General features: G+C 64.7%; 15 protein-coding genes. 9 read left to right on the top strand and 6 right to left on the bottom strand.

What is annotated here, in order from left to right:
• Positions 1 to 252 precede the first annotated feature (252 nt).
• Positions 253 to 2,370: a peptidase domain-containing ABC transporter gene (locus M2343_RS07205; RefSeq protein WP_264576129.1), complete on the bottom strand. Its 2,118-nt coding sequence runs from the start codon at positions 2,368 to 2,370 to the stop codon at positions 253 to 255.
• Complete coding sequence (locus M2343_RS07200) at positions 2,371 to 2,928, bottom strand: HlyD family secretion protein (RefSeq protein ID WP_264576128.1); 558 nt, start codon at positions 2,926 to 2,928, stop codon at positions 2,371 to 2,373.
• A 564-nt stretch (positions 2,929 to 3,492) separates the two neighbouring features.
• Between M2343_RS07200 and M2343_RS07195 the strand changes: the two genes are divergently transcribed.
• Together M2343_RS07195 and M2343_RS07190 are read left to right on the top strand one after the other, a co-directional pair.
• Positions 3,493 to 4,938 carry an FAD-binding oxidoreductase gene (locus M2343_RS07195; RefSeq protein WP_264576127.1) on the top strand — a complete coding sequence of 482 codons (1,446 nt, stop codon included), beginning with the start codon at positions 3,493 to 3,495 and terminating at the stop codon, positions 4,936 to 4,938.
• Positions 4,939 to 5,064: 126 nt separating this feature from the next.
• Positions 5,065 to 5,838, top strand: coding sequence for a glycosyltransferase family 25 protein (locus tag M2343_RS07190; protein WP_264576126.1), 774 nt, complete (start codon positions 5,065 to 5,067; stop codon positions 5,836 to 5,838).
• On the opposite strand, the gene M2343_RS07185 is transcribed toward M2343_RS07190, so the two are convergent.
• A complete protein-coding gene (locus M2343_RS07185; RefSeq protein ID WP_264603873.1) occupies positions 5,835 to 7,781 on the bottom strand; it encodes a PAS domain-containing sensor histidine kinase in 1,947 nt (648 codons plus the stop codon). The two genes, M2343_RS07190 and M2343_RS07185, sit on opposite strands and share 4 nt — an antisense overlap.
• Before the next feature lie 231 nt (positions 7,782 to 8,012).
• Here M2343_RS07185 and M2343_RS07180 point away from each other — a divergent pair, with 231 nt between their 5' ends.
• The 3 genes from M2343_RS07180 (at position 8,013) to M2343_RS07170 (ending at position 11,695) form a co-directional block, all read left to right on the top strand.
• On the top strand, positions 8,013 to 9,413 hold the full coding sequence (locus tag M2343_RS07180; RefSeq protein WP_264576124.1) for an aldehyde dehydrogenase: 1,401 nt from the start codon (positions 8,013 to 8,015) through the stop codon (positions 9,411 to 9,413).
• A gap of 528 nt (positions 9,414 to 9,941) precedes the next feature.
• The gene (locus M2343_RS07175) at positions 9,942 to 11,234 is read left to right on the top strand and encodes a flavin-dependent oxidoreductase (RefSeq protein WP_264576123.1); all 1,293 of its coding nucleotides are present in this window, start codon (positions 9,942 to 9,944) and stop codon (positions 11,232 to 11,234) included.
• A complete protein-coding gene (locus M2343_RS07170; protein WP_264576122.1) occupies positions 11,231 to 11,695 on the top strand; it encodes a DUF3237 domain-containing protein in 465 nt (154 codons plus the stop codon). The genes M2343_RS07175 and M2343_RS07170 overlap by 4 nt, the downstream gene beginning before the upstream one ends.
• Here M2343_RS07170 and M2343_RS07165 read toward each other — a convergent pair.
• Positions 11,680 to 12,069: a winged helix-turn-helix domain-containing protein gene (locus tag M2343_RS07165; RefSeq protein WP_264576121.1), complete on the bottom strand. Its 390-nt coding sequence runs from the start codon at positions 12,067 to 12,069 to the stop codon at positions 11,680 to 11,682. The two genes, M2343_RS07170 and M2343_RS07165, sit on opposite strands and share 16 nt — an antisense overlap.
• 108 nt (positions 12,070 to 12,177) lie before the next feature.
• On the opposite strand from M2343_RS07165, the gene modA reads away from it, so the two are divergent.
• Genes modA through M2343_RS07150 form a run of 3 tightly spaced genes read left to right on the top strand, consistent with a single transcriptional unit; the run spans position 12,178 to position 14,347 of the window.
• The gene (modA, locus tag M2343_RS07160) at positions 12,178 to 12,960 is read left to right on the top strand and encodes a molybdate ABC transporter substrate-binding protein (RefSeq protein WP_264576120.1); all 783 of its coding nucleotides are present in this window, start codon (positions 12,178 to 12,180) and stop codon (positions 12,958 to 12,960) included.
• Between the two features lie 6 nt (positions 12,961 to 12,966).
• Complete coding sequence (modB, locus tag M2343_RS07155) at positions 12,967 to 13,632, top strand: molybdate ABC transporter permease subunit (RefSeq protein ID WP_264576119.1); 666 nt, start codon at positions 12,967 to 12,969, stop codon at positions 13,630 to 13,632.
• Positions 13,625 to 14,347 (top strand): sulfate/molybdate ABC transporter ATP-binding protein, encoded by a 723-nt coding sequence (locus M2343_RS07150; protein ID WP_264576118.1) that lies wholly within the window; start codon positions 13,625 to 13,627, stop codon positions 14,345 to 14,347. Before modB ends, M2343_RS07150 begins: the two co-directional genes overlap by 8 nt.
• Here the strand turns inward: M2343_RS07150 and M2343_RS07145 are convergent.
• A complete protein-coding gene (locus M2343_RS07145) occupies positions 14,344 to 14,916 on the bottom strand; it encodes a TetR family transcriptional regulator (RefSeq protein WP_264572462.1) in 573 nt (190 codons plus the stop codon). The two genes, M2343_RS07150 and M2343_RS07145, sit on opposite strands and share 4 nt — an antisense overlap.
• Positions 14,917 to 14,988: 72 nt before the next feature.
• On the opposite strand from M2343_RS07145, the gene M2343_RS07140 reads away from it, so the two are divergent.
• Positions 14,989 to 16,038: an aromatic ring-hydroxylating dioxygenase subunit alpha gene (locus M2343_RS07140; RefSeq protein WP_264576117.1), complete on the top strand. Its 1,050-nt coding sequence runs from the start codon at positions 14,989 to 14,991 to the stop codon at positions 16,036 to 16,038.
• An 11-nt stretch (positions 16,039 to 16,049) separates the two neighbouring features.
• On the opposite strand, the gene M2343_RS07135 is transcribed toward M2343_RS07140, so the two are convergent.
• Complete coding sequence (locus M2343_RS07135) at positions 16,050 to 16,934, bottom strand: helix-turn-helix domain-containing protein (protein ID WP_264576116.1); 885 nt, start codon at positions 16,932 to 16,934, stop codon at positions 16,050 to 16,052.
• Positions 16,935 to 16,959: the final 25 nt, after the last annotated feature.

The following is a 16,959-nucleotide window of genomic DNA, read 5'->3' as shown; positions in this document are numbered from 1 at the left end:
ATGAGGCTGCGAGCCGACCGGGTCAGTCTCGCAAGGAGGCGCAATCGCAACATTGGTCCACACTCGGGCGGTTCAGTCGCCAGTGGACGTCAATGTCAGGAAACTATGAACAAGTTGTTCACAAGAGATGGAAAGGCTTGTGCGAGGGGACAGGCAGGGAGGCGCGGCGGCAGTCTTCGACAGCTTGAGCCGACTGTTCGTCGCGACGCGCTGGCGCACCGTCTGCGATATGAAACCAGCGTTCTGCTTGCTCTAGCTTGTCGTCGACCGCGGCTGGCTATCGCTCGTGACCACTCCGTTCTCCACCCTGATCACCCTGTCGGCGGCGGCAATCGTCTCCGGCCGATGCGCGATAATGAGCCGGGTGATGCCCAATGCAGCGACGGCGCGATTAACCATGGCCTCATGCTCCAGGTCGAGATGGGCGGTGCCTTCATCCAGTAGCAGCACCGCCGGCTCACGATAGAGCGCGCGGGCGAGCAGGATGCGCTGCTTCTGACCGCCGGACAGGGTGGAGCCCATATCCCCGACCAGCGTCTCGGTCCGCATCGGCATCGCCTCAATGTCCTCCAGAATGGCGGCGGCTTTGAGGCAGTCCCGCAGGCGATCCGGGTCGATCTCCCCAAATGCCGCGACATTATCGGCGATGGACCCGGCATAGAGCACGTCGTCCTGCAGCACAGCAGCGACATGCTCGCGAAAGGCGCGGCGGCCGAACTGCGGCAGTGGCTGGCCGTCGATGAGCACCTCCCCCTTGGTCGGGTCGATCAGGCCAAGGATGATCTTGGCGAGCGTGGTCTTGCCGCTGCCGGAAGCGCCGGTGATCGCGACATGATCGCCCGGCTCGATGACCAGATCGACGCCCCGCAGCACCGGCGGATCGTGCGGGCCATAGGCGAAATGCACATCGCGCAGCTCTACCCGACCGGAGAAGTCGGCATGACTCAGCGGTTCGGCAAAGCCTGCATCCTCATCGCTCTGCACAATGTCCGCGAGCTGATCGAGATGGAGTTCGAGCAGGCGGAGCTTGACGCCTTCATCCAGCAGAGATTGGCCCGCTTGCACAAATTGCGTGCGAAAGGCGAGATAGGCGAACAGGGTGCCGAGGGTGATGGCACCATTCATATTGGCGCGTACGGCGACGAAAATCACGATCACCAGTTCCAGCGCAGGGATCATCGTCTTGGCGGTCTCGTGCCAGGCCTTGACGCGCTCGTGCTGGTAGCGCGCGCCGAGCGCCTCAGTCAGGCGGTTCTGCCAGTAGCTGTGGCGCATCGCTTCGCGGCCGGCGAGGCGCAGCGTGACCATGCCGCGCAAGGTCTCGATGAGCGTGCCCTGTTCGCGGCCGAGGGCCTTCACATATTCCGCCTCACGCTCTTTCTCGCGCGCGAGCAAGGCCAGCCGAACGCCGGAATAAAGGACGAGCCCGACCAGCGTGATCGGTGCTAGTTCGGGCGCGATCAGGAACATCATCACCAGGGTGAGGACCGAGAGCGTGCCATCGATCAGCGCGAGCGGCGCGCTTTCGATGAGGAAGCGCTGGATCGGCAGCACGGATTGCACGCGGGTGAGAATGTCTCCCACCTTGCGTTTCTCGAACCAGGCGATGGGCAGGCGGAAGAGGTGGCGGACGATGTTGGAGGTGATGCCGAAGGACAGCAGGGCGCCTGACGACAGCAGCACATATTTCCGCAGCAGCGCCGCGCCGGCGCCGATGAGCGCGAGCGCGCCAAATCCCAGCGCCAGCGTGAGCAGCAGGCCGCCGTCCTGCGCCGGCAGAACCTCGTCGACGGCGGTGCGCAGATAGAAAGGGCTGGCGAGAATAAAGACTTGCATGACGATGGAGAGGATGACCGTCTGCGCAAAGGTGCGGCGTGCGCCCGTCATGCCGCTCCACAGATCGCGGAAGCGCAGGCGCCGCCTGGCCCGGACGGACTGGAAGTCCTGCGAGGGGCGCAGTTCCAGCGCGACGCCGCTGAAATGGCGTCCCAGTTCGTCGAACTTGTACCAACGCGCGATGCCCACCGGGTCGACGACATAGGCACGGCCCGGCTCGACGCGTTCGAGCACGACAAAGTGGTTCAGATCCCAGTGCAGGATGGCGGGCAGATGCAGAAGATGCAGGCCGGCCAGATCGAGTTTTAGCGGGCGCGGCAGCAGCTGCATGTTATCCGCAGTCTGCATCAATTGGCGCAGGGTCATGCCCCGCGCGCTCACGCCAAAGCGCTGGCGCAGGGCATTGAGATCAAGCTCATGCCCGTGCCAGTTGGCGACCATTGCCAGCGAAGCGAGGCCGCATTCTGCCGCCTCGGTCTGCAGGATTGGGCGAATGCGCCGCCGGCCCGTGAGTTTGGCAATCAGCGCGTTCATCTAGGACTCGCTGCGGGGAAGGACCGGCGCGAACAGCCAGCGCCACAGGCGGACCCGCTCGATGAGGATGGTCGCGGTGACAGGCTGTCCGTCAATGGCCCTGACCCTGAGGTTGCCCGGCTCTGCGCCTGGCGCTGTCAGATGGATCTCGACCGGCACCGTTGTTTCGCCGGGGTCCATGCGCGTCGCGATCGCCGCAATCGTGCCGCTCAGCGTCGTTGCGTCGGCAGCGCTGCCGCCAGCGAGCGAGACCCGGGCTTGTTGGCCTTGATGAACATCCTTGATCTGGGCGAGCGGCACGGTGACGCGGGCCGTCCACTCCGGCGAGGGGCGCGCTGTGGGTTGGGAAGGGGAGGGCGACGGCATGTCTGACATGTGCAGGCTCCCCTCGGCCTTGATGGTCCGGCTGAAGCTGCCGAACGCGAGACAGGCTACACCGGCACAGACCAGGCCAAGCAACAGCCAGCCGATGGCCTGCCAGCGCAGTGGAGGGACGAGGAAAATGTCCCCGTGCAGCCGGTTGTGATGATCGAGTGCTTGTCGCCTGAAGAGTGGCATCCGGTCCCCCTGAGCGGCTTTCTAGGATGCTCTGCTGTCCCGAGGCGATGAAAAAATGCCGTGTCAGGTCATGGCAAATAAAAACCGGGCGGACGATCGCTTATTCGCGCGCGCCCCCCCGGCCATAGGATCAATCTGATCGTGGTGACCAGAAGCGACTGACAAATCAGCCGCGAATGCCACCGCTCGATTCGTGGCTCGGACCACCGCCCGCAACCAGATCGACTTCCTGCTCGCTGAGTTCTTCAACGATCACTTCGTTTACCATCGACGACTCCTGTATTTGGTCGGATCACCCGACCTCGACGACAATAAACTATGGTTAACAAGACGTAAACCAAGTTTACCTTTTTGCACTTAAGGAGCCGCTTGCGTGGCAATTCCACTAAAACTCACAGAAATTTAGATACTTAACAGAATTTTGACTGGCTTCGCTAATCGACGGCCGTCTCAGGGTGAAACAGAGGCGACCCTGGCGGCCGATTTCATGATTCGTTCTATCGCCTTGGCCTATGCAGGGCGCCACCGGGCGTTATGCTGTGGCTGCAAGAGGAGAGAGGCGGGATGACCCAAGCAACGCTGGACGAGCGCGGACAAGGCTTCGCAGACGAAGCCCAACGCGGTGCCCATATCATCGCGCGCCTCCGCCAAGCCTTGGGCGCTGATATTGTGAAGGATGGGACGGATGGCGATTTCGCGCGCCATGTCTCTGATTTCACGAATGTCATGCCGGCGGACATCCCGCTCCCCGGCATCGCCTATCCGCGCACGACGGAGCAGGTCTCGCAGATCATGGCTATATGCAACGAGGAGCACTGGCCGGTCGTGCCACAGGGCGGCTTGACCAGCCTGTGCGCGGGCGGCCTCGCGGATCGACCCTGCTTGTTGCTGTCCCTGGAACGGATGCGGGGCATTGAGGAACTGGACGAGGCTGGCCGCACGATGACCGTGCAGGCGGGGACCGTGCTGGAGACCGTTCAACGCGCCGCCGACGGGGCCGGCTTTCTGTTCCCTCTCGATCTTGGCGGACGCGGAACGGCGCAGGTCGGCGGCAATGCGGCCACCAATGCCGGCGGCAACCGCGTGCTGCGCTATGGCATGATGCGCGATCTCATTCTGGGTGTGGAAGCGGTGCTGCCGGATGGCACGATCGTCTCGTCGCTCAATGTGATGATCAAGAACAACGCCGGCTACGATCTCAAGCATCTCTTCATCGGCAGCGAGGGTACGCTCGGTGTCATCACCCGGCTGGTGCTGAGGATGTTCCCCAAGCCGCGCAGCGCCTGCACCGCCGTGGTGGCGGTCGACGATTATGCGGCCACGCTGGAGTTGCTCAAACAATGCAATTCGGCGTTCGCGAGCACCTTGTCCGCCTTTGAGGTGATGTGGCCGGATTTCTACCAGATCGGTACGACGGCGCTGGGTCGCCAGCCGCCCTTGCCGCACGGTTACAACGTCTATGCGCTGGTCGAAGTGCTTGGGACCGACCCGGAACGCGATCCCGAGCGGTTTGAGGAAGTGCTGGGCGGCATGATCGAAGCCGGCCTCGTCAAGGATGCCGTCATCACCCAGTCGGACAAGCAGCGGCAGGAGATCTGGGCGGTGCGCGATTGCCCCGGCGAGTGGCACAAGGGCGTGCACTGGCCGCAAGTGGCCTTCGATGTGAGCCTGCCGACGCGCAAGATCGGCGATTTCATCCCTTACGTACGCAATCTGCTGCTGAAGCGGTGGCCGGACTGCGTGACCGTTTTCTTCGGCCACCTTGCCGATTCCAACCTCCACCTCTCCGCACGCGTCCCCCGCGACCCGATGCCCGAGCATGAGATGGAGGCGCTGGTTTACAAGGCGGTCGGCGAATGGGGCGGCTCGATCACCGCCGAGCATGGCATCGGCAGCATCAAGCGCGAATTTCTCCACCACTGCCGCACGCCAGAAGAGCTGGCGCTGATGCGCACGCTTAAGCGCGCGATGGACCCGAACAATATCCTCAACCCCGGCAAGGTGATCTGAAGCGCTGGCCCGGCTGGGGGCGGCTTTGCGATTCCTTAAAAGGAGAAGCCCAGTCTATAGGCCCGTTGAGGGCCGGCGCGAATCGCGGCTGATCATCCATTATCCAGTCGAGAAGGACCGCAGCCGATGGTAAGCCCAACCCCCGCCGGTCGCGCTCTGGTTGACGCGTTCGATGCCATCCGGATCATCAATCTTCCTCACCGGGCCGACCGGCGCCGCGAGATGGCCGCGCAGTTCAGGCGTCTGGGGCTGGACCTCGATCATCCGAAAATCGCGTTCTTCACGGCGAAGCGCTTTTCGGATGCCGCAGGGTTTCCGACGCCGGGCACGCGGGGATGTTTCGATAGCCATATGAGCGTGCTGCGTGAGGCGGCGGAGGCGGGGCATCGATCCGTTCTGGTGCTGGAGGATGACTTCGATTTCCATGACCGGATCGAGACGGTTCTGCCTGCCGCTCTGACCAAGCTGGGCGGGGTGGAATGGGACATCTTTTTCGGCAGCCTTCTGCCGGGGCAATATGAAGCGACCGAGCGCCCGCTTGAGCTGATCCCACCCGGCAGCGGGCTTGCCGGATGCCATTTCTACGCGGTGCGTGGAGACACGATCGGTTTTGCCGCTCACTATTTGGCAGCGATGCTGGAGCGCCCCGCAGGCGGGCGGCATCCGGATGGCGAGCCGATGCATTATGATGGGGCGCTGTCTGTCCTGCGCAACCGCCATCCCGACCTGCTTACCTATGTCGCCAACCCTGACCTTGGGCACCAGCGCCTCTCGCGCACGGACATCCACGATGTTCGCTTTTATGACCGCTTGCCGGTCTTGCGCACCTTCGCATCCTTGCTGCGCCGGGCGATCCGCCTGAGCGGGCGGACCCGGCAAATGGGGCGCAAGTCCGTTTAGACGGCCGGGGTGCGGCGATCCTTCCTGCAGCAGGCCTGGTAAATGGCCTTGGCGAGCTGGTGTTCGCCAAACGGTTTGCTCAGGCGATGGATCTGCCCTTCGGGCAACACCAGCCCTTCGCCATATCCGCTCGCGATAATGATGGGCATGTCGCTCTGCACGGCGGTGATGGTCGCGGCGAGGTCCGTCCCCGTCATGCCGGGCATGGCCTGATCGGTGATGACCAAGTCGAAGCCGCCATCCTTGAATTTTGAAAGGGCATGAGCGCCGTTGACTGCGCTGACGACCTCGTGCCCCAGATCCTCCAGCAGCGCGACCGTGTTCATCAACACCAGTGCATCGTCATCCACGGCCAGAACCCGGCATTTGGCTTGCGGCGGCAGCGGCGGTTCCTTCGCAGCGGGCGTGGTTGCCTGTGACTGCTCGGCGGCCTGCGGCAGCCACAATTGCGCAGATGTTCCCTTGGCCGGCGCGCTGGTGAGCGTGAACGCACCGCCGATCTGGCGTGCAAAGCCATGGATCATGGGCAGGCCAAGGCCCGTGCCCTTACCGACGCCCTTCGTCGTGAAAAAGGGTTCGGTCGCGCGCCTGAGCGTCTCGGCATCCATGCCGATGCCGCTGTCCACCACGGTCAGGACCACATAATGCCCCGCTTCCAGATCGGCGATCTCGTTGCTCCGCACGGTCTGGCGGTTCGCCTTTATGATGATCGCGCCGCCGTCCGGCATCGCATCGCGGGCGTTCACGGCCAGGTTGAGGATGGCCATTTCGAGCTGATTGGCGTCGGCTTTCACCGCCTGCAGTCCGAGCGGAATGATCATGCTGACGGGCCATTCCGGCCCGATGGTGCGCTGGACCAGTTCGGTCATGCCGCGCAGCAATTCGGGAATATGCACGCGGCCGATGGACAGCTCCTGCCGCCGCGCGAAGGCGAGCATGCGCTGTGTGAGCGTCGCACCCCGATCGACTGCCTGCATGGCATTGTCGAGCAGGCGTTGCGTCTCGGCCTGTTCCGGAATCCGTCGGCGCAGCAGGATGAGGCTGCTGTTGATCGCCATCAGCAGATTGTTGAAGTCATGCGCCACGCCGCCGGTGAGCTGGCCGAGCGCTTCCATCTTCTGAGCCTGGCCCAGCGCCTCGCGCGCTTCGTCCAGCGCGCGCTGGGCCGCCTCCCGCTCCGTGACGTCGCGGGTGATCTTGGCGAAGCCCACCAGCGCGCCGGTCTCATCGCGCAGCGCCTCGATGACGACGCTCGCGCGGAAGCGTTCGCCGCCCTTGCGGACGCGCCAGCCCTCCGCCGTGAAACGACCTTCCGACCGCGCGGTCTCTAGGGCACGTTGCGGCTCGCCGGCTGTGCGATCTTCTTCTTGATAGAAGCGCGAGAAATGCTGCCCGAGCACTTCGTGCTTGCGATAGCCCTTGATCCGCTCCGCGCCGGCATTCCAGCTGGAAACCATGCCCTCTGGGTCCAGCATGTAGATGGCGTAATCGGTGACGGACTGGACGAGCAGGGCGAACTGTTCCTCGCTTTTGCGCAGCGCCTGCTCTGCGAGTTTGCGCTCGGTAAGATCGCGGGTGATCCCGGCATAACCGATCAGCGCGCCGTTTGCGTCCCGAACCGGATCGATGACGACGTGCGCCCAGAAGCGCGAGCCATCCTTGCGCAGTCGCCAGCCCTCGGATTCGTGCTTGCCCTGTGTCGCGGCGATCTCCAGCGCGCGCTCGGGCATGCCCTTTTCCACGTCTTCGGCTGTGTAGAAGCGCGAAAAATGCACGCCGATAATGTCTTCCGGCCGGAAGCCCTTGAGCTTTTGCGCGCCTGCGTTCCAGTTCGTGATATGGCCCGTGCGATCCAGCATGCACATGGCATAATCGGTGATGCTTTCGACCAGCTGCCGATAGCTCTCCAACGATGCTGCCCTGAGGTCTTCGGATGCCTGCACGTCTCGAACCCGCCGTCTATTCCCAGTTATGCGCCACAACGCGCGAGGATCGACCCCTGTTCCTTCATTTCTTGGCGCAAGTCGAGCTTGGGGCGCGCAAGACAATTGCATCCGGCGGTTCCGCAAGGCAGAGGGGAGCCGCGCCGCCGCAAGCATTTGGGTTGTTCATTGCCATCCGGCCTCATGCGAGCGCGCGACACTGGTCTTGAGAGAGAGAACTGGAGGAACGCCATGGAGTTTAGCCGCAATAATCCGATGACGGGCGAGGTCGCATCTTCGGCGACGGCGATGAAGGCCGCAGATATCGCGCCGATCGCCGCCAAGGCCGCAGAGGGCTTCCAGAACTGGTCGGTCATGGGGCCGAATGCGCGCCGTGCCGTACTGATGAAAGCCGCTTCTGCCCTGGAATCCAAGAAGGATGCCTTCGTCGAAGCGATGATGGGCGAAATCGGCGCGACGGCCGGCTGGGCGATGTTCAACCTCGGACTGGCTGCCAGCATGATCCGTGAAGCGGCCGCGCTCACCACCCAGATCAATGGTGAGGTCATTCCCTCGGACAAGCCCGGCTGCCTCTCCATGGCGCTGCGGGAGCCTGTCGGCGTCATTCTCGGTATCGCGCCGTGGAACGCGCCGATCATCCTGGGCGTGCGCGCCATCGCCGTGCCGCTCGCCTGCGGCAACAGCGTCATCCTCAAGGCGTCCGAATCCTGCCCCCGCACTCATGCGCTGATCATCGAGGCGTTTGCCGAGGCCGGCTTCCCCGAGGGCGTGGTGAACGTCGTCACCAATGCGCCGGAAGACGCGGCCGATGTCGTGGGTGCGCTTATCGATGCGCCGCAGGTCCGCCGCATCAACTTCACCGGCTCCACCGCCGTCGGCAAGATCATTGCCAAACGCGCTGCGGAGCATTTGAAGCCCGTTCTGCTCGAACTGGGCGGCAAGGCGCCGCTGGTCATTCTGGAGGATGCCGATCTTGACGAGGCCGTGAAGGCCGCGGCCTTCGGCGCGTTCATGAACCAGGGCCAGATCTGCATGTCGACCGAGCGGATCATCGTGGTCGATGCTGTTGCCGACGCCTTCACCGCCAAGTTCAAGGAGAAGGTCGCCTCCATGCCCGTGGGCGATCCCCGTCAGGGGAACACCCCGCTCGGCGCGGTGGTGGACGCCAAGACCGTGTCGCACTGCCAGAGCCTGATCGAGGACGCGCTGGCCAAGGGCGCGACCCAGCTCACCGGCGGCGAGACGACGCACAATGTGCTGATGCCTGCCCATGTCATCGACAAAGTGACGCAGGACATGAAGCTGTTCCGCGATGAGAGCTTCGGGCCGGTCGTCGGCATCATTCGCGCCCGCGACACCGAGCATGCGGTCGAACTCGCCAATGACACCGAATATGGCCTTTCGGCGTCGGTGTTCACCAAGGATATCGCCAAGGGCCTCGGCATCGCGCGGCGCATTCAGTCCGGCATCTGCCATGTCAACGGCCCGACCGTGCATGACGAAGCGCAAATGCCCTTCGGCGGCGTCAAGGGTTCGGGCTATGGCCGCTTCGGCGGAAAGGCCGGCATCGACAGCTTTACCGAGCTGCGCTGGGTGACGGTGGAAACCCAGCCGGGCCATTTCCCGATCTGATCGGGGTGCGATCATAGCGCCAAGGAGCCCGCGCCTTCCGAAGGGGAGGGGCGGGCTTCTTTGGTTTTGGGCGTACTGTTTGTCCATTGTTGCATTCCCGTTCGTATCGAGCGAAGCCGAGACACGGCAAGCTCAGGTCCTGAGTGTCTCGACTTTGCTCGACACGAAAGGCGCGCTTGGTGCTGCGGAACGTCGCGCCGGTCCTGCTTCCTTCAGTGCTCCTGCGCAGGCAGGAGCCTAGGGCTCAGCCGCAGTGCCCCGCGCCCTGGGTTCCTGCCTCCGCAGGAACACGGCAGGGGTGCGCGACAAGGCAAAGCCAGTGCTCGTGAGAAGGCAGGAGCGCCGGGGCCCAGCCGCTCGACCATCGCGTCCTACTTCCTATCGCGCCCGCCCCGCAGCAGCCGGCATAAGATTGATCCCACCACATTGCCACTGCGCCCCCACGACGGTACAGCGCTCCCCTCGGGCAGATGAGGCGTCGGCGCGGGACGCCTGGGTTAGGCCCGCACGGAAAGGGCAATATTCTCGATGACGCACGACCATGTTTTGATCGCCGGTGGCGGCATTGGTGGCCTCGTCCTGGCGCTCACGCTTCATCAAATCGGTGTGCCTTGCACAGTGTTCGAGAGCGTGCGCGAGTTGAAGCCGCTCGGCGTGGGCATCAACATCCAGCCCAATGCCATTCGCGAGCTGGAAGACCTCGGCATAAGCGAGGCGGATCTGGACCAGGTCGGCATTCCGGCGCGGGAATGGGCGCTGGTCGGGCTGAATGGCCGCGAGATTTATTCCGAGCCGCGCGGCAAGGTCGCCGGCTATGACTGGCATCAATATGCTGTCCACCGGGGCGCCTTCCACCTGATGCTCTGCCGCAAGGTGGTCGAGCGGCTCGGTCCGGAGGCTCTGAAGCTTGGCCATAAGGTGACCGGCTATCGCAAGCGGGCGGAGGGTGGCGTCACCGCGCTGGTCGATCTCGCCGGCGGCGGCAAGGTCGAGGTCGATGGCACCCTGCTGTTCGGAGCCGATGGCATCCATTCCAGCGTCCGCGCCCAGATGCACCCGGATCAACCGCCGATCCACTGGGGCGGCACGATCATGTGGCGCGGCACCGCGCGCGGCGTGCCGATCCGCACTGGCTCGTCCTTCGTGGGCCTAGGCACCAGCCGGCACCGGGTGGTGATCTACCCCATCTCGCATCCCGACGAGGAGGGGCTGGCGGATATCAACTGGATCGCCGAGAAGACCTACGATACCGATCATGACTGGCGCAAATCCGGCTGGTTCCGCCCGGTCGAACTCGCCGAGTTCGCGCATGAGTTCGACGGGTTCGTCTATGACTGGCTGAACCTGCCGGAGCTGCTGGCCAAGTCGGATGTCGCCTATGAGAACCCGATGATCGACCGCGATCCGCTGCCGACCTGGGTCGATGGTCCCGTCGCGCTGATGGGCGATGCCGCGCATCCCATGTATCCGACCGGTTCGAACGGCGCATCGCAGGCTATCGTCGATGCGCGGGTGATCGGCCGTGAATTGCTGGCGCATGGCGTGACACCGGCCGCGCTGCGCGCCTTTGACGAGAAGCTCTGCGGTCCCATCGGCCAGGTCGCCATGCGCAATCGCGGCTCCGGTCCCTTCGGGCTGCTGGAACTGGTCGAGGAGCGCTGCGGCGGTGCGTTTGAGGACATCGAGGACGTGCTGCCCGCCGCCGAGCGCTCTGCCTTCATGCTCGCCTATCAGCAGGCGGCTGGCTTCGCGCGCGATACGCTCAACGCCGCGCCGCCCACCATTGAGCCGGGCGCGCTGGTCGCGAAGGTCGCGGCATGACGCTGCCCGCGCCGGGCCTCTCGCACGTCTGCGATTTCGAGATCCGGCTCGATCCTCCGCATGAGATGGGCATTACACCGGCTGGCACACGGCGGATCATCCCGGTGGTCGGCGGCACGGTGACAGGGCCGTTGCTCAATGGCACGCTGCTGAACGTCGGCGCAGACTGGCAAACCGTGCAACCCGGCGGCGTGGCGCAGCTCGATGCCCGCTATGCGATGGAAACGCACGACGGCGCGGTCATCGAGATCGTGGGCCTCGGCATCCGCCATGCCTCGCCCGAGGTCGCGGCGCGCATCGCGTCCGGCGAACAGGTGCCGCCGTCCGACTATTACATGCGCTCTTTCATTCGACTGGAAACCGGCCATGCGGGGTACGACTGGGTAAACCGCGCCTTGTTTGTCGCGACAGGCGGCAAGGTCGGCCCGACGGTTCGGCTTTCGGTTTATCGGATCGATTGAGCGCCGTCGGGATCGACGCCGTTCATAAGAGCGATCAGGTGACTGGCATGGGCCGTTCCGGCCGCCTGCACTGCGGTTTCGAGCTGCCGATAGGCTTCCAAGACCGCCCGGCCGTGATCGGTGAGGCGCGATCCGCCCCCGCTGGCGCCGCCCTTGGCGGTTTCGATTAGCGGGGCGCCCCATCCCGTGTTGAGAATATCGACCATGTCGCGGGTGCGACGATAGCTGGTTCCGATCGCCCGGCCTGCCGCCGCGATCGACCCTGTTCGCGCGATCTCCGCGAGCAACTGCGCCTTGCCCGGCCCGATGGCGATCACGCCATCGGCGATCACCTGCGCCTTGATCTTAAGCGTCGTTCCGCCGTCCTCACTCACTCCTTGCCGACCTCCTCCGCGCGCCCCGTGCGCATGCAGGACACTTGACACAGCGCCCCGCAGACGTCGATGTGCGCAATGTCATACATCGATCGAAGGGCGGACCTCATGACTCATCTGCTGCGCCGTTGCGCTGTGCTGCTTGGCCTGCTGGCGCTGGTCGCGTGCGGCAAGCCCGAGCCGGCGCCGCAGATCGCGGCTGCTGCCGACCTGCGCCTCGCGCTGACTGATGCCGCGGCGACATTCGAGAAAGAGACCGGTGAGAAGGTGGTGCTCAACTTCGGTGCGTCGGGTAATCTCACACGACAATTGCAGCAGGGCGCGCCGTTCGAGCTATTCCTCTCCGCCGATGAAAGCTATGTGACGCGGCTCGCCAAGGCCGGCAAAACCCGCGACGAAGGCCGGCTCTATGCCATCGGGCGGCTGGCGCTGATCGCGCCCAGGGGCTCGCCGCTCAGGCTCGATTCCCAGCTTGCGGGTCTGCGTGAGGCGCTGGCGCGCGGGGACATCAGCCGCTTTGCCATCGCCAATCCCGAACATGCGCCTTATGGTCGCCGCGCGCAGGAGGCGCTGGATCATGCCGGCCTGTGGAAGCCGCTTCAGGATAAGCTCGTGCTGGGGGAAAATGTGTCGCAGGCGCTGCAGTTCGCCACGGAAGGTGGGGCGCAGGGCGGCATCGTCGCGCATTCGCTGGTGCTCGATCCTGCCGTGAAGGGAAAGGCGGCCTATGTGCTGATCCCCGCCGACTGGCACACGCCGCTGCGCCAGCGCATGGTGCTGATGAAGACGGCGGGGCCGGTGGCCGAGCGTTTCTATGCCTATCTGGCCGAGCCCGCGGCCAAGGCGATCTTCGCCAAATATGGCTTCTCCCTGCCGGCCGGAGAACTCTGACCGGCGATGGACTGGCAAGCGCTCAATCTTTCGCTCCTGCTCGGGGCACTCACCGTCGCGATCCTGCTGCCGCTGGCGCTGGTGCTCGGGCGCTGGCTGGCGCTGGCGCGCTTTCGTGGGCGGGCCGTGATCGAGGCGCTGGTGACGCTGCCGCTGGTGCTGCCACCGACGGTCATCGGCTTCTACCTGCTCTCCGCCATGGGGCCGCAAAGCTGGGCGGGGCGAGCATGGGCGGCGCTGTTCGGCAGTGGGCTGGCCTTCAGCTTCGAGGCGATCCTGCTTGCATCGGTGCTGGTCAATCTCCCCTTTGCGGTTCAGCCGGTGCAGCGGGCCTTCGAGAGCATCGACGGCGATCTGCGCGATGCCGCGGCGACCTGCGGCCATTCGCTCTGGCGCAGCACTTGGCGGATCGAACTGCCGCTCGCCTGGCCGGGCATCCTCACCGGGGCCGTACTGACCTTCGCTCATACGCTGGGGGAGTTCGGCGTGGTGCTGATGGTCGGCGGATCGATCCCCGGCAAGACACGTACGCTGGCGCTCTCGCTCTATGATCGCGTGCAGGCGTTCGACATGGCGTCTGCCAATCAGATGGCGCTGCTGCTGATGGCCGTCTCGCTGGTGGCGGTCAGCCTTGTTTTCCTGCTGGGGCAGAGGGGGCGCCGACATGGCTGAGGCGAGCGGCGAGGGCGTGACCCTGCATCTGCGCCATCATGCGCCCATCGCGCTGGACGTGGCATTCACTCTGGCGCGTGGACGGACCTTGGCGCTCGTCGGTCCTTCGGGCGCGGGGAAAACCTCTATCCTGCGCGCGATTGCGGGGTTGCTGACGCCTTCTACCGGGCGGATCAGCGTCAACGGCCAGTGCTGGCTGGACACGCAGGCCGGCGTGCAGATGGGCGCGCGGGACCGACATGTCGGCTTCGTGTTCCAATCCTACGCGCTGTTCCCGCACATGAGCGCGCGGCAGAATGTGATGGAAGCGTTGCTGGATATCCCGGCGACGCAGCGACAGGGGCGGGCGGATGCGCTGCTGGCGCAGGTCCATCTCGAAGGGCTTGAGGACCGGCGGCCTCGTGAACTCTCCGGCGGACAGCAGCAGCGCGTCGCGCTGGCCCGGGCGCTCGCGCGCGATCCACAGGTACTGCTGCTCGATGAGCCATTCTCCGCCGTGGATCACCCGACCCGCCGGGCGCTGCATCGCCTGCTGGTCGAATTGCGCGCCCGCTCGGACATTCCCATCATTCTCGTGTCCCATGATGTGCGCGATGCCGCCGACGCCGCCGACGAGGTCGCACTGGTGCTGGACGGCCGGATCGTTGAGCAGGGCGATCCGCATAGCCTCATGAGCGATCCGCAGAGCCGCTTGTCGCGCTGGCTTGCCGGCTAAGCTTGGCTGGCTACCTCCGGAAAGCCCGCCACCAGCGCATCCAGCCCCGGCTCAAAGCTCCCTTCAAAGTCCAATATGCGATCGAGGAAACTGTGCATCGGCCCGTTCGCCTCGAAGGCCGACCATCCCAGCACGAAGGAAATGACTGCGGCCTGCCGGGCAAGGGCATGCTGCTGTGGCAGGCCCAGCGCCAATAGCGGCGCGGCGATGCGGTGCGCGTGGACCGCTGGATCGGCCTCCGCCGGCGGGCGAGACACTGCACAGAGCAGCGCGCCATCGCGATGGGCAAGGAAGCTGCGCCGCAGAGCCCGCCCGAACTGCCGCAGCCAGTCGCGCCAATCCTCGGCGTGGGTAACGTCGGCATAAGCCCGGCCATGAATGCGGCGGGCCATCAGACCCAGCAACTCTGCCTTGTCCTTGACGTGCCAATAGATCGCCGGGGCTTGCACATTGAGGCGCGCGGCCAGCTTGCGCATGCTCAGCGCATCCAGCCCGTCCGCCTCCAATTGCGCGAATGCCGCCTGCAGCAAGCGCTCGATATCCAACGGGATGGAGATGGTGGAAGCCATAGAGGATCATTGACTCCTTAACACCGTTAAGTCAATTTGCGTGCAGTGGTTGAAACTGGAGAGGCGCCTGTCATGGCCTATGTTCGCAATGCGTGGTATGTCGCGGGATGGTCGCATGAACTGGAGGCGGAGAAGCCCTTCGCCAGCTCGATCCTCGGCGAGCGGATCGTCCTCTGGCGCACGGCGTCCGGCGCGCTCCACGCATTGGAAGATCGCTGCGTCCACCGCCTCGCGCCGCTTTCGCTGGGCCGCTGCGAAGGCGAGCGGCTGCGCTGCATGTATCATGGCCTGCTGTTCGATGCAGACGGGCAGGTCGTCGAGATCCCCGGCCAGGCGCAGATCCCGCCGCAGGCCCGCGTGCGCCGCTATGCCGTGGTGGATCGCCATAGCTGGCTGTGGGTCTGGATGGGCGATGTCGACGCGGCCGATGAGCGGCTGATCCCGCCGGCCGTGGGGCTGGACCATCCCGATTACATCCTCGGCCAAGGCCATCTCGATTATGCGGCGGAAGCGCGCCTCATCAATGACAATCTGCTCGATTTCAGCCATCTGACGTTCGTCCATGCAGAGAGCTTTGGCTCCGGGCCGCAATTTGCCGCGACGCCGGCCCGGATTACGCCGCTGGAGCGGGGCATCCGCTATGAGCGCTGGACGGAGAACGCCATCGGATCGGCCTCGCGCCGCAGTCCCGAACCGATGGACAGTTTCATGAGCTATGATTTCCTCATTCCCGGGGTCCTGCTGATGACCGGCGGCGTCTTCCCGCTCGGCACCGCCAAGGGTTGCGACTATGGCCAGCCGGACCTGTCGCGGGCGGTGAGCGGCGTCACCTTCACCAGCCAGGCCGTGACGCCGATGCGCGACAAGAGCGCACGCTATTTCTTCTCCTGGGGGCCGCATCGCAGCCATGGTGACGAGGCGCTGCGCGACGTTTTGATGCGCATGGCCGATCAGGCCTTCGCCGAGGACAAGGTGATGATTGAGGCCCAGCAGCGCGTGATCGATGACACGGAAGAGGTGCAAGTGATGCCCACCGTGCACGATCGCGGCGTGACCCTGTTTAATCGTCTGGTCGAGAAGCTGGCGCGGCAGGAGAGCGGTTCGGAGTTGGCAGCTGCCTGACGCGGTACGTCTCACACGTTCTTGCGCCGTTTTTCCAAGCCTGGTGCCCGTCCGGTCATCCGCTTGTAGAAGCGCGAGAAGTAGGATGGGTCGTCAAAACCCAGTTCCGCCGCAACCTCGCTGCAGCCGGCATTGGTGAAGCGTAGCAACCGCCGCGCCTCGAACAGCAGCCGGCGGTTGATGATCTGCAGCGGCGTCATGCCCAAGCTGGCCTGCGTCTGGCGCGAGAGCGTGCGGACCGTGCAATGCAGCCGCTGCGCATAATGCTCGATCGGTCGATGCTCGCGATAAGTTGCCTCGACCATAACGCGAAACCGCTCGGCCAGGGTGGACCGCGCGGCATCTAGCGGCGCACCGGCAGCAAGGGTCGTGCGTAGCCAGGCTTCGGCAAGCGCATGATGCAGACGCTGGCCATTGGGTGCGAACCGGTCCTGCTCGGCCTCGACCAGCGCGGTGCCCAAAGCATCCAGACGCGCGGTCAGCGCTGCGTCCGGTCGCAGGATCGCCGGCGTCCGGAGATGTTGCCCCAGCGCATCCTGCCGGGTGAGACTGTCCACAAAATCCTGTGAGGCCGTCACGACAATACCTTCGACATCGGGCGAGAAGCCGAAGCCATGCACAATTCCGTTCGGCGCGCAGACCAGCAAAGGACCTGCCTCCCGCCGATCCTCCCCCGCAAGATGCAGCCGCACCTCACCCCGCGCCACACACAGCATCTGGGTGAGCGCTGCATGGGTGTGGGGTGCGATTTCCCAGTCATAGCGCCGGCTGCGCACGGCAATCGTCTCGGCGTGGAAAAAGTCCTCGCGCCGTGGCGCCTTGTCCTCGCCATAGAGATCGTAAGCTGGGACGATCCCTGCGCGGGAGTGGCGTTGGGGATGGGGGAGGGCAGTCATGTCCGGAAAATACCAGAGCTTGTCG

It is taken from the genome of Sphingobium sp. B8D3B (genome assembly GCF_025961875.1).
Classification (GTDB): Bacteria; Pseudomonadota; Alphaproteobacteria; order Sphingomonadales; family Sphingomonadaceae; genus Sphingobium.
The sequence above is the reverse complement of the archived record's forward strand: the minus strand, read 5'-3'. Positions and strand labels throughout refer to the sequence as shown.